Below are 13,029 nucleotides of genomic sequence, written 5' to 3' on the forward strand. Positions count from 1 at the left end.
TTAATCATAGCTTTTTTAAATTGAAAGAGAGATTTTAAAATTTAGGAGGTGTCCTATGTTTCATGATAATGATGCACATTTTATTAATGGTATCACTTTAAATGTAAGAGATTTACGTACTTTACAACCGTTCTATGAAGAATTATTAGGGTTTAAAAAAGTGGAAGAGACATTAACCGCTGTCAAATATCAAGTTGGAGACAGTCACCATTATATTACTTTAAGAGAGATAAAGTCTGGACGAAATCCTTTATCTCAAGAAGCTGGTTTATTTTATATAGGAATTCAATTATCCAATAAACAACATCTGGCAGATCTAATCGAAAAGTTAAATGATTATGAGTTACCAATTAATGGTGGAGAACAAAATGTATGTACATTTATTTTTGTCGAAGATCCAGAAGGTCATATGTTTAAATTTTATGTTGATAAAGCGATTTCTGATTGGAAACAAGAAAGTGAATGGATTAGACTCAATATTAAGCCGCTCGATGTTTCTTCATTATTACCATATGCATCCACCATCGGATGGCAAGGTTTACCTAATGATAGTAAAATTGGGAATATTAGTTTAAAAACCATTCGATTAAATGAAGTAAGAGAGTATTATTTAAACCATTTTGGACTAGTACCTTCTGCATATTTAGATGATGAATCGTTTTATTTAGCTTCTGAACAATATTATTGTCATCTTTCAATGAATCAATGGAATTCAAAAATAAAGCGAATAGATAATGAACATACTTATGGTTTATCTATCGTTGACTTTCATTATCCAGAAACACATCATATCAATATAAAAGGTCCAGATGGTATCCAGTTTAGATTTAATTTTATAGAGGTAGAGTGATGAAATGAAAAAATGGATTTTTTTAATGGTGTTTGTGTGCATGATATTTACGGCCGGTGCAGTTTTTGATGGTCTAGACAATCAAGATATGACTGAACCTACAATTCATTTTTGGGAAAAAAATCCTATGAAATATAACACATACGCTAAAGGTCAATGTACTTACTATGTATTTGATCGAGTAAAAGAAGACCATCATTTAATAAGTAACCAATGGGGTGACGCTAAACATTGGGCAAATAAGGCTAAGAAACAAGGGTATACAGTCAATGAAAATCCAACTAAGGGTTCTATTTTACATTATCCAAAAGGAAAACATGGACATGTTGCTTATGTAGAACAAGTCAATAATGATGGCTCTTTAATAGTCTCTGATATGAATTTCAGAAAACCTTACGAAATTACAACACGTTTTGTAGATGTTGATCAAGTCGATCAATTTAATTATATTCATCCTAAAAGTAACACAAATATGACATAGAAGATTGTAGCTTTTTTTATGCTAAGTAGTAGGCTATAATGTAGAGTGTTGTCAAAGAGTTGAGGGCTGAATGGAGGCACATGAATGAAAAAGAAATATTATATTGGTTTATCTTTAATAGTAGCCATCGTGATTTTAATTATAGACCAATTAACTAAAAAAATAATTACAGCAACCATGAACATTGGTGATTCTTATGAAGTGATTCCTCATTTTTTAAATATTACATCACATAGAAATAATGGTGCAGCATGGGGGATTTTAAGTGGTAAAATGGGATTTTTCTATATTATTACTCTTATTATTTTAGCTGTACTTATTATATTTTATATTAAAGAAACTAAATATAATGCGTTTATGCAAGTTGCAATTAGCTTATTATTTGCTGGTGCATTAGGTAACTTTATCGATCGTTTATTCAATGGTGAAGTTGTTGATTTCATTGATACAAATATTTTTGGATATGATTTTCCAATTTTTAATATCGCAGATTCAAGCTTAACAATTGGTGTTATTTTTGTCATTATTGCATTGGTTAAGGATGCAACTAAAAAAGAATAGGAGGGCACGTAGTGGAAACGTATGAATATAAAATAGAAGATGAAGCACTCGTAGGTCAGCGTATTGATAAATTATTATCTGATTTCAATAGTGAGTGGTCTAGAAGTCAACTTCAAGATTGGATTAAAAATGATTTAGTCACTGTTAATGGTAAAATAATCAAATCAAATTATAAAGTTAAATTAAATGATGAGATTCAAGTGACTGAAAAAGAAGTGGTTGAAGCCGATATTTTACCGGAGAACCTCAATTTAGATATTTATTATGAAGATGAAGATGTAGCCATTGTTTATAAACCTAAAGGCATGGTTGTACACCCTTCACCAGGTCATTATACAGGTACATTAGTTAATGGGTTAATGTATCAAATTAAAGATTTATCAGGTATCAATGGAGAGATACGTCCTGGTATTGTTCATCGTATTGATAAAGATACGTCTGGTTTACTTATGGTAGCTAAAAATGATATAGCACATCGTGGTCTAGTAGAACAACTTATGGATAAAACAGTAAAGCGTAAGTATACAGCTTTAGTACATGGTAATATCCCTCATGATTATGGAACAATTGATGCTCCAATAGGCAGAAACAAAAAAGACCGTCAATCTATGGATGTTGTTGATGATGGAAAAGAAGCAGTGACTCATTTTAATGTAATAGAACATTTCAATGACTATACATTAATTGAATGTCAATTAGAAACAGGTCGTACTCATCAAATTCGTGTTCATATGAAATATATTGGGTTCCCACTTGTTGGAGATCCTAAATATGGTCCTAGAAAAACATTAGATATTGGTGGACAAGCTTTACATGCTGGAGTTATTGGTTTTGAACATCCTGTCACTCATGAATATATTGAACGTCATGCTGAGTTACCTCAAGAGTTTCAATCGCTATTAGAAGATATTCGATTAAGAGAATCATAAAATTAGAGAACAAAGTCGTAAATTAAAAGAAAGCATATTGACTTATGAACTAAAAAGATTTAAGCTAATAACAGTTAAAATTAAACAAAACAGTGTCTTTTAAAAAGAGTCCAGAGAGGCTCAAAAGACAGGGTGACTAATGATATAAATATGATTAACTTTAATTGTTCGATTGTTATCAGACGAATCATATAAAATATTTTTATATACATTAAACCTCATGTCTTTGTAAAAGGCATGAGGTTTTTTCTTTTAAGAGGTGTAATCATGTCAGAACGTATTATTATGGACGAAGCAGCTATACAACGTACTGTTACACGTATAGCACATGAAATTCTAGAATATAATAAAGGAACTGAACAACTTGTTCTTTTAGGTATTAAAACAAGAGGCGAATTTTTAGCACGTCGTATTCAAGAAAAAATTAAACAAATTGAACATCATGTAGTTCCAACAGGTACGATTGACATTACTCATTTTAGAGATGATATTGAAAACTCGAAAAAGCCTATCACTAAAGATGCCATTGAAATTGATCAAGATGTTACAGATAAGATAGTGATCATTATTGATGATGTACTTTATACTGGACGAACAGTTAGAGCATCTTTAGATGCAATTTTATTACATTCTCGACCTATAAAAATTGGCCTCGCTGCCCTTGTGGATCGTGGCCATCGTGAACTGCCAATTAGAGCAGACTTTGTTGGAAAGAATATACCTACTGCAAAAGATGAAGCAGTATCTGTTTATCTTGAAGAAATAGATGATAGAAATGCAGTAGTAATTGAATAACTAACCTTTTAAACCAGTACGAGAGACTGAAAAAGGTAAAGTATTTAATGGTGAGCGTGTAATGTATTTATTAATTGGATAGATGATATGTCTCACTTAAATTAAATACTTTTCCTATGTCATGTTATAAAAAACTTAAAGAAGCTTTTTATAATATTTCATTAATTTATTTTAGTCTCTTTACCATAGTGTAAAGAGACTTTTTTAGAAAGGAAGAACATTTCATGGAAAATGAGCAAATGTTTAAACGTACTGTCAAACCAGTACTAGATGTAAAAGATAAACCAAAACCAGCACAATGGGCGTTTTTAAGCTTACAACATCTATTTGCAATGTTTGGTTCAACTGTCCTTGTTCCATTTTTAACAGGGTTACCTATTTCTGCAGCATTATTAGCATCTGGGATAGGAACATTACTATATATATTAATTACTAAAGCAAAGATACCTGCCTATTTAGGTTCAAGCTTTGCATTTATTACTCCAATTATTACGGGGTTAAGTACACACAGTTTAGGAGATATGCTTGTCGCATTATTCGCTAGTGGCGTAATGTATATCGTTATTGGTATCTTCATAAAATTAAGTGGTACCGGTTGGTTGATGCATCTTTTACCACCAGTTGTTGTTGGTCCAGTTATTATGGTCATTGGTTTAAGTCTCGCACCAACAGCAGTAAACATGGCAATGTATGAGAATTCAGGAGATATGAAGGGTTACAATTTAAGCTATTTATTAGTAGCATTAGTAACTTTACTAGTAACTATTATTGTTCAAGGATTCTTTAAAGGCTTCCTTTCTCTTATTCCTGTGTTAATAGGAATTATTGTAGGTTATATTGTGTCAATTTTTGTAGGCATTGTTAATTTCAAACCAATTGCTAAAGCCAGTTGGCTAGATTTTCCAGATATATATTTACCATTTAAAGATTATGTTCCATCGATACATATCGGACTTATTTTAGTCATGTTGCCTATAGTATTTGTAACAGTCAGTGAACATATTGGCCATCAAATGGTAATTAATAAAATTGTAGGACGTAATTTCTTTGAAAATCCAGGTTTACATCGTTCAATTATAGGTGATGGTGTTTCAACAATGTTCGCTAGTATTATTGGAGGACCGCCTAGTACAACTTATGGCGAAAATATTGGTGTACTCGCAATTACAAAAATATATAGTATCTATGTCATTGGTGGCGCAGCAGTGATTGCAATTATCTTATCATTTATAGGTAAGTTCTCAGCATTAATTTCATCAATTCCTACACCAGTTATGGGTGGTGTATCTATCTTATTATTCGGTATTATTGCAGCAAGTGGACTTAGAATGTTGGTAGAAAGTCGTGTTGATTTTGCTAGTAATCGTAATTTAGTTATTGCATCAGTAGTACTAGTAGTTGGTATTGGAAATTTAGTTATCAATTTAAAAAGTCTTGGTGTGAACCTACAAATTGAAGGCATGGCTTTAGCAGCATTATCAGGAATCATATTAAATCTTATTTTGCCAAAAGAAAAAGAAGAATCAGACATTAAATAAAAGAGGATCTTTTAGGAGGCAGGTCATGAAAAATTTATTTTCAATGGAATATTTAACAAACGACGATATTTTTAATCTTATTCAAACAGCGAGTCGTTTTAAATCAGGAAAAGAAATTGTCCCTCAGTATGAAGGAAAATATGTATCTAACTTATTCTTTGAAAATTCAACACGTACAAAATGCAGTTTTGAAGTAGCTGAACTTAATCTTGGATTGAAACAAGTTAACTTTGAAACAAGCACTTCTTCAGTACAAAAAGGAGAATCACTTTATGACACTTGTAAAACGTTAGAGAGTATTGGCGTCAATTTATTAGTCATTAGACATCCTCAAAATGCATATTACGAAGAACTAGAAAATTTAAATATTCCGATTGCAAATGCTGGAGATGGTAGTGGTCAGCATCCTACTCAAAGCTTATTGGATATAATGACGATTTATGAAGAATACGAAACGTTTGAAGGATTAAATATTTTAATATGTGGAGATATTAAAAATTCTCGTGTAGCAAGAAGTAATTATACAAGTTTAACCTCACTTGGCGCTAAAGTAATGTTCTCAAGTCCTAATGAATGGGTAGATGAAACATTAGATGCTCCCTATGTAAATATTGATGATGTGATTGATAAAGTTGATATCATTATGCTTTTAAGAGTTCAACATGAAAGACATGGTATTACTGATGAAGCAAACTTTAAAGCTGATCATTATCATGAACAATATGGGTTAACTAAAGAAAGGTATCGTCGTTTAAAAGATGATGCGATAGTGATGCATCCTGCTCCAGTAAATCGTGGCGTAGAAATCGATAGTGAACTAGTTGAAGCACCTAAGTCAAGAATCTTTAAACAAATGGAAAATGGAATGTATTTAAGAATGGCTGTAATAGATAAACTTTTATCAAGAAAAGGAGAATAATTATGAAACTTATAAAAAATGCTAAAATTTTAGACAATGGTGAACTTAAATCAACGTCAATTTTAATTGATGGACAATATATCAAGGAAATGAATGAAAATATTAATATTGATGAAGGTACTGAAGTCATTGATGCAAATGGTCAGTTTGTAGCACCAGGACTAGTAGATGTGCATGTACATTTAAGAGAACCAGGTGGAGAACATAAAGAAACAATTGAAACTGGAACAAAAGCAGCTGCACGTGGCGGGTTTACAACAGTATGTCCTATGCCTAATACACGTCCTGTACCTGATACAGTAGAACACATGGATCAGTTGCAATCATTAATTAAAGAAAATGCACAAGTCCGTGTCTTACCTTATGCATCAATTACAATTCGTCAAGCTGGTAAAGAGCATGTTGATTTTGAAGCACTTTCAAAAGAGGGTGCATTTGCATTTACAGATGATGGTGTAGGTGTTCAGGAGTCAGCAATGATGTATGAAGCGATGCAACAAGCTGCAAAATTAAATAAAGCAGTTGTTGCTCATTGTGAAGATAATAGCTTAATTTATGGTGGTGCAATGCATCAAGGTAAACGTAGTGAAGAATTAGGTATTCCTGGCATTCCAAACATTTGTGAATCTGTACAAATTGCACGAGACGTTTTATTAGCAGAAGCAGCAAATTGTCACTATCATGTGTGCCACGTTTCAACAAAAGAAAGTGTAAGAGCAATTCGTGATGCTAAAGCAGCAGGCATTCATGTTACTGCTGAAGTGACACCACATCATCTGTTATTAACTGAAGATGATGTTCCAGGTGATAATGCCATTTTTAAAATGAATCCACCATTAAGAAGTAAAGAAGATAGAGATGCATTATTAGAAGGATTACTAGATGGTACCATTGATTGTATTGCTACAGATCACGCGCCTCATGCCAAAGAAGAAAAAGCTCAGCCAATGACAAAAGCACCATTTGGTATTGTAGGAAGTGAAACAGCCTTCCCATTATTATATACTCATTTTGTTAAAAATGGAGACTGGTCATTACAACAACTTGTTGATTACTTAACAATTAAACCAGCACAAATATTTGATTTACCTTATGGAAAATTAGAAGAAGGCAGCTATGCAGACTTAACAATCATCAATTTAGATGAAGAAAGAGAAATTCGTGGTGAAGACTTCTTATCTAAAGCAGATAATACACCATTTATAGGATATAAAGTATATGGTAACCCTGTTTTAACAATGGTTGAGGGTGAAGTTAAATTTAAGGAGGACAAGTAAAATGTTTGAACGTAGATATCTCGTATTTGAAGATGGTTCATATTATGAAGGATATAAATTAGGGTCAGATCAATTATCAATCGGTGAAATTGTATTTAATACAGCGATGACTGGATATCAAGAAACGATTTCTGATCCATCATATACTGGTCAAATTGTTACATTTACTTATCCTTTAATTGGAAATTATGGTATTAATAGAGACGATTTTGAATCACTTACACCTACATTAAATGGGGTAGTGGTTAAGGAAGCAAGTACGCATCCAAGTAATTTTAGAAAACAAAAAACATTACATGAAGTACTTGTTCAATATCAAATTCCTGGTATTTCAGGGGTAGATACACGCAGTATTACTAGAAAAATTAGAAAATATGGTGTATTAAAAGCAGGATTTACTGACAATAAAGAGGAAATTGAATCACTTGCAGCTAACTTAAAAACTGCAGAATTACCTCGTGATGAGGTAACTACTGTGTCAACAAAAACACCGTATGTATCAACAGGCTCAGATTTAAGCGTCGTGTTATTAGACTTTGGTAAAAAGCAAAATATTGTTAGAGAGCTTAATTCAAGAGGATGTAATGTTACTGTAGTACCTTATGATACTTCAGCAGAGGAAATATTAGCAATGTCACCAGATGGTGTCATGCTTTCAAATGGACCTGGAGATCCAGAAGAAGTTAATGTTGCCTTAGATATGATTAAAGGTGTTTTAGGAAATATACCATTCTTTGGCATTTGTCTTGGTCATCAGTTATTTGCATTATCTCAAGGTGCCAAAGCATTTAAGATGAAGTTCGGACATCGTGGTGCGAATCATCCTGTAAAAGATTTACGCACAGGTAAAGTCGATATCACAAGTCAAAATCACGGTTATGCTATTGATAAAGACTCATTAGAAAATACAGATTTAGAAGTGACACATATTGCTTTAAATGATGGTACGGTTGAAGGATTAAGACATAAAACATTACCAGCCTTTTCAGTGCAATATCATCCAGAGGCAAGACCAGGCCCAAGTGACTCAAATTACTTATTTGATGAGTTCTTAGACATGATGAGAGATTTTAAAGATAATAAAAAGGAGAGTAAAACGAATGCCTAAACGTGACGATATTAAAACGATTTTAGTAATTGGTTCAGGTCCTATTATTATTGGACAAGCTGCAGAATTTGACTATGCTGGAACACAAGCGTGTCTTGCTTTAAAAGAAGAAGGATACCGTGTTATTTTAGTAAACTCAAATCCTGCAACCATTATGACTGATAAAGAAATTGCAGATAAAGTATATATTGAACCTTTAACTCATGACTTTATTGCACGTATCATTCGTAAAGAACAACCTGATGCATTATTACCTACATTAGGTGGACAAACAGGTTTAAATATGGCAATACAATTACATGATAGCGGTGTATTAAAAGCAAATAATGTAGAGTTATTAGGTACAAAATTAGAATCTATACAACAAGCAGAAGATAGAGAATTATTCCGATCATTGATGAATGAATTAGATGTTCCGGTACCTGAAAGTGATATAGTAAATACTGTAGAACAAGCATTTGCATTCAAAGAACAAGTAGGATATCCATTAATTGTACGTCCTGCCTTTACAATGGGGGGTACTGGTGGTGGTATCTGTCATAATGATGAAGAATTAAAAGAAGTTGTAAGTAATGGATTACATTATAGTCCAGCGACTCAATGTTTAATTGAAAAATCAATAGCAGGATATAAAGAAATTGAATATGAAGTGATGCGTGATAAAAATGACAATGCCATTGTAGTATGTAATATGGAAAATATTGACCCAGTAGGTATCCATACTGGAGATTCAGTTGTTGTAGCTCCTAGTCAGACACTATCAGATGTTGAATACCAAATGTTACGTGATGTATCGCTTAAAGTGATTCGTGCTTTAGGTATTGAAGGTGGTTGTAATGTACAGCTGGCTTTAGATCCATATTCATTAAATTATTACATTATTGAAGTTAATCCACGTGTGTCTCGTTCATCTGCACTAGCATCAAAAGCAACAGGCTATCCAATTGCTAAATTAGCGGCTAAAATTGCGGTTGGTTTAACATTAGATGAGATGCTAAATCCTATAACTGGAACATCTTATGCTGCGTTTGAACCAACACTTGATTATGTCATTTCAAAAATTCCACGTTTCCCATTTGATAAATTCGAAAAAGGTGAACGTGAATTAGGAACACAAATGAAGGCTACTGGTGAAGTGATGGCTATTGGTCGTACATATGAAGAATCATTATTAAAAGCGATTCGTTCATTAGAATATGGTGTCCATCATCTTGGTTTACCAAACGGTGAAAGTTATGACTTAGACTACATTAAAGAACGTATTAGTCATCAAGATGATGAGCGTTTATTCTTTATTGGTGAAGCGATTCGACGTGGCACATCATTACAAGAAATTCATGAAATGACTAAAATTGATTATTTCTTCTTAAATAAATTCCTTAATATTATTCATATTGAACATGAACTTAAAGCGCATCCAGGAGACTTAGAATATCTTAAATATGCAAAAGATTATGGTTTCAGTGATAAAGTGATTGCTCATCGCTTTGATATGACTGAAGAAGAAGTATATCAATTACGTCAAGATAATGATATTAAACCTGTGTATAAAATGGTAGACACGTGTGCAGCAGAATTTGAATCATCTACACCATACTATTACGGAACATATGAAACAGAAAATGAATCTATAGTTACAGATAAAGAGAAAATTTTAGTATTAGGTTCTGGACCAATACGTATCGGACAAGGTGTAGAGTTTGATTATGCGACAGTGCATGCAGTTTGGGCAATTCAAAATGCCGGATATGAAGCAATCATTGTTAATAATAATCCAGAGACAGTATCAACAGACTTTTCAATTTCAGATAAATTATATTTTGAACCGCTAACTGAAGAAGATGTAATGAATATCATTAATTTAGAGCAACCTAAAGGTGTAGTAGTTCAATTTGGTGGTCAAACAGCAATCAATTTAGCTGATAAATTAGCTAAACATGGTGTGAAAATCTTAGGAACATCATTAGAAGATTTAAATCGTGCAGAAGATAGAAAAGAATTTGAAGCACTTTTAAGAAAAATTGATGTGCCACAACCTAAAGGTAAAACAGCCACTTCTCCTAAAGAAGCATTAGAAAATGCACGTGAAATTGGTTATCCAGTAGTTGTACGACCTTCTTATGTATTAGGTGGCCGTGCCATGGAAATTGTAAATAGTGATGCAGAATTAGAAGACTATATGGAACAAGCTGTTAAAGCAAGTCCAGAACATCCAGTATTAGTGGATAGATATTTAACAGGTAAAGAAATAGAAGTCGATGCAATTTCTGATGGTGAAACAGTTATTATTCCGGGTATTATGGAGCACATTGAACGTGCAGGTGTTCATAGCGGTGATTCAATTGCAGTGTATCCACCACAAACATTGAGCGATGAAGAAATAAATACACTCGAAGATTATACAATTAAATTAGCTAAAGGATTAAACATTGTGGGTCTCATCAATATTCAATTCGTTATTGCACATGATGGTGTGTATGTATTAGAAGTTAACCCACGTGCAAGTCGTACAGTGCCTTTCTTAAGTAAAATTACTGATATTCAAATGGCACAACTTGCCATGCAAGCGATAATGGGCACAAAACTTAAAGATTTAGGCTATCAACAAGGTATTCAACCATATTCAGAGGGTGTGTTTGTTAAAGCACCGGTATTTAGTTTTAATAAATTAAAAAATGTTGACGTGACACTTGGACCTGAAATGAAATCTACCGGTGAAGTGATGGGTAAAGATTTAACACTTGAAAAAGCTTTATATAAAGGTTTAACAGGTAGTGGTGTAGAAGTAAAAGATCATGGTACCGTATTAATGACAGTAAGTGATAAAGATAAAGAAGAAATCGTTGATATTGCGCACCGTTTAAATGAAGTAGGTTATAAAATCTTAGCTACACAAGGTACTGCACAAAAATTAGAAGCGCACAATATCCCTGTTGAAGTTGTTGGTAAAATCGGTGGAGAAGATGATTTATTAACACGTATCCAAAATGGGGATGTACAAATTGTTATTAACACAATGACAAAAGGTAAAGAAGTTGAAAGAGATGGCTTCCAAATTCGACGTACTACTGTAGAAAACGGAGTGCCATGTTTAACTTCATTAGATACTGCAAGTGCATTAACAAATGTCATTGAAAGTATGACATTTTCAATGAGAAATATGTAATGCCGTAATTATAAGCGACTTATGTGTTAACTTGCTTTATGTTTAAGCACAAGTCGCTTCTTTTTAAAATAAAAGTGATTTATTTAAAGGAGTTTAATGAATGAGAGATTTACCAATTATAGCTTTAGATTTTGATTCTGAGGATCATGTTCTTGATTTTTTAGATCAATTTGATGAACCACTTTTTGTAAAAGTAGGAATGGAATTATATTATCAAACTGGACCAGCTTTAATTAAGAAAATAAAAGAACGTGGACATGATATATTTTTAGACCTTAAGTTACACGATATTCCTAATACAGTTCAAAAAGCTATGGAGGGTTTAGGTAAGTTAAATGTTGATTTAGTTAACGTGCATGCTGCTGGTGGAACTGAAATGATGAAACATGCTGTAAAAGGGTTACGTAAATATAATGAAACTACTAAAATAATAGCAGTGACTCAATTAACATCAACGACTGAAGAAATGCTTCATCAAGAACAAAATATCCAAACGTCTATTGAAGAAGCAGTGTTAAATTATGCAAAATTAGCGCAAGAGTCAGGATTAGATGGCGTAGTATGTTCACCATTAGAAGCTAAATTACTGACAAAGTCTCTAGGTTCTGACTTTTTAAAGGTGACGCCTGGTATCAGACCTAAAGGTGCAGCGGTGAATGATCAAAAACGTATTACAACTCCAGAAGACGCGAAACAATTAGGTTCAACTCACATTGTAGTGGGTCGTCCAATAACTCAAAGTGAGCATCCACAAGAGAGTTATACAAAAATAAAGGAAAGTTGGTTAAGTTAATATGTCAAAACACATAGCAAAATCATTATTAGATATTGAAGCAGTAAGTTTATCACCCAATGACTTATTCACATGGAGTTCAGGCATAAAATCACCTATCTATTGTGATAATCGTATTACATTAGGTTACCCTAAAGTACGTCAAGACATTCGTGATGGATTAAGTGAACTTATTACAGAACATTTTGATAATGTAGAGGTTATTTCAGGAACAGCAACTGCTGGTATTCCACATGCTGCTTATATTTCTGAAAAACTAAACTTACCAATGAACTATGTACGATCTAAAAGTAAAAGTCATGGTAAACAAAATCAAATTGAAGGCGCACAAAGTAAAAATAAAAAAGTCGTTGTCGTGGAAGATTTAATTTCAACAGGGGGATCGTCAATTACTGCAGTGGAAGCTTTAAGAGAAGCAGGGGCTGAAGTCGTAGGTGTAGTTGCAATCTTTACTTATGGTCTAGCTAAAGCAGACGACATGTTCAAACAAGCGAATCTACCATTCTATACGCTAAGTAATTATAATGAACTTATTGAAGTAGCTAAAGAAGAAGGCAAAATTTCAGAAAATGATATTCAAACATTAGTGGATTGGCGCGATAATCTCTAAGT

12 protein-coding genes are annotated in these 13,029 nt (G+C 32.9%); all 12 read left to right on the forward strand.

Features of this window, described 5'->3' with window-relative positions:
- The first annotated feature begins 55 nt into the window (after positions 1 to 55).
- The 12 genes from HMPREF2578_RS03495 to pyrE all read left to right on the forward strand — a co-directional run bounded on the left by HMPREF2578_RS03495 (position 56) and on the right by pyrE (position 13,027).
- Positions 56 to 850 carry a VOC family protein gene (locus HMPREF2578_RS03495; protein ID WP_017174552.1) on the forward strand — a complete coding sequence of 265 codons (795 nt, stop codon included), beginning with the start codon at positions 56 to 58 and terminating at the stop codon, positions 848 to 850.
- 4 nt (positions 851 to 854) lie between these two features.
- The gene (locus HMPREF2578_RS03500) at positions 855 to 1,331 is read left to right on the forward strand and encodes a CHAP domain-containing protein (protein ID WP_025987213.1); all 477 of its coding nucleotides are present in this window, start codon (positions 855 to 857) and stop codon (positions 1,329 to 1,331) included.
- 84 nt (positions 1,332 to 1,415) lie between these two features.
- Complete coding sequence (gene lspA / locus HMPREF2578_RS03505) at positions 1,416 to 1,892, forward strand: signal peptidase II (protein ID WP_002448847.1); 477 nt, start codon at positions 1,416 to 1,418, stop codon at positions 1,890 to 1,892.
- Between the two features lie 11 nt (positions 1,893 to 1,903).
- Positions 1,904 to 2,821, forward strand: coding sequence for an RluA family pseudouridine synthase (locus tag HMPREF2578_RS03510; RefSeq protein ID WP_017174554.1), 918 nt, complete (start codon positions 1,904 to 1,906; stop codon positions 2,819 to 2,821).
- Between the two features lie 267 nt (positions 2,822 to 3,088).
- A complete protein-coding gene (gene pyrR / locus HMPREF2578_RS03515; protein WP_017174555.1) occupies positions 3,089 to 3,616 on the forward strand; it encodes a bifunctional pyr operon transcriptional regulator/uracil phosphoribosyltransferase PyrR in 528 nt (175 codons plus the stop codon).
- A gap of 224 nt (positions 3,617 to 3,840) precedes the next feature.
- Positions 3,841 to 5,154 carry a uracil-xanthine permease family protein gene (locus HMPREF2578_RS03520; protein WP_017174556.1) on the forward strand — a complete coding sequence of 438 codons (1,314 nt, stop codon included), beginning with the start codon at positions 3,841 to 3,843 and terminating at the stop codon, positions 5,152 to 5,154.
- A 25-nt stretch (positions 5,155 to 5,179) separates the two neighbouring features.
- Complete coding sequence (locus tag HMPREF2578_RS03525) at positions 5,180 to 6,073, forward strand: aspartate carbamoyltransferase catalytic subunit (protein WP_017174557.1); 894 nt, start codon at positions 5,180 to 5,182, stop codon at positions 6,071 to 6,073.
- Positions 6,074 to 6,075: 2 nt separating this feature from the next.
- Positions 6,076 to 7,350 carry a dihydroorotase gene (locus tag HMPREF2578_RS03530; protein ID WP_017174558.1) on the forward strand — a complete coding sequence of 425 codons (1,275 nt, stop codon included), beginning with the start codon at positions 6,076 to 6,078 and terminating at the stop codon, positions 7,348 to 7,350.
- A 1-nt stretch (position 7,351) separates the two neighbouring features.
- On the forward strand, positions 7,352 to 8,458 hold the full coding sequence (locus HMPREF2578_RS03535; protein ID WP_017174559.1) for a carbamoyl phosphate synthase small subunit: 1,107 nt from the start codon (positions 7,352 to 7,354) through the stop codon (positions 8,456 to 8,458).
- Positions 8,451 to 11,624, forward strand: a complete 3,174-nt coding sequence (gene carB / locus HMPREF2578_RS03540) for a carbamoyl-phosphate synthase large subunit (protein WP_017174560.1) — start codon at positions 8,451 to 8,453, stop codon at positions 11,622 to 11,624. The genes HMPREF2578_RS03535 and carB overlap by 8 nt, the downstream gene beginning before the upstream one ends.
- A gap of 100 nt (positions 11,625 to 11,724) precedes the next feature.
- Positions 11,725 to 12,417 (forward strand): orotidine-5'-phosphate decarboxylase, encoded by a 693-nt coding sequence (pyrF, locus tag HMPREF2578_RS03545; protein ID WP_017174561.1) that lies wholly within the window; start codon positions 11,725 to 11,727, stop codon positions 12,415 to 12,417.
- 1 nt (position 12,418) lies between these two features.
- Positions 12,419 to 13,027: an orotate phosphoribosyltransferase gene (gene pyrE / locus HMPREF2578_RS03550; protein WP_017174562.1), complete on the forward strand. Its 609-nt coding sequence runs from the start codon at positions 12,419 to 12,421 to the stop codon at positions 13,025 to 13,027.
- The last annotated feature ends 2 nt before the right edge of the window (positions 13,028 to 13,029 follow it).

This window comes from Staphylococcus sp. HMSC072H03 (assembly GCF_001809305.1).
GTDB lineage: Bacteria > Bacillota > Bacilli > Staphylococcales > Staphylococcaceae > Staphylococcus > Staphylococcus hominis.

Excerpts from the sequence above, each read along its gene's own strand:
- HMPREF2578_RS03495 (WP_017174552.1), top strand. The coding sequence starts at position 56 with ATGTTTCATGATAATGATGCACATTTTATTAATGGTATCACTTTAAAT.
- HMPREF2578_RS03500 (WP_025987213.1), top strand. The coding sequence starts at position 855 with ATGAAAAAATGGATTTTTTTAATGGTGTTTGTGTGCATGATATTTACG.
- lspA (WP_002448847.1), top strand. The coding sequence starts at position 1,416 with ATGAAAAAGAAATATTATATTGGTTTATCTTTAATAGTAGCCATCGTG.
- pyrR (WP_017174555.1), top strand. The coding sequence starts at position 3,089 with ATGTCAGAACGTATTATTATGGACGAAGCAGCTATACAACGTACTGTT.
- HMPREF2578_RS03520 (WP_017174556.1), top strand. The coding sequence starts at position 3,841 with ATGGAAAATGAGCAAATGTTTAAACGTACTGTCAAACCAGTACTAGAT.
- HMPREF2578_RS03525 (WP_017174557.1), top strand. The coding sequence starts at position 5,180 with ATGAAAAATTTATTTTCAATGGAATATTTAACAAACGACGATATTTTT.
- HMPREF2578_RS03530 (WP_017174558.1), top strand. The coding sequence starts at position 6,076 with ATGAAACTTATAAAAAATGCTAAAATTTTAGACAATGGTGAACTTAAA.
- HMPREF2578_RS03535 (WP_017174559.1), top strand. The coding sequence starts at position 7,352 with ATGTTTGAACGTAGATATCTCGTATTTGAAGATGGTTCATATTATGAA.
- carB (WP_017174560.1), top strand. The coding sequence starts at position 8,451 with ATGCCTAAACGTGACGATATTAAAACGATTTTAGTAATTGGTTCAGGT.
- pyrF (WP_017174561.1), top strand. The coding sequence starts at position 11,725 with ATGAGAGATTTACCAATTATAGCTTTAGATTTTGATTCTGAGGATCAT.
- pyrE (WP_017174562.1), top strand. The coding sequence starts at position 12,419 with ATGTCAAAACACATAGCAAAATCATTATTAGATATTGAAGCAGTAAGT.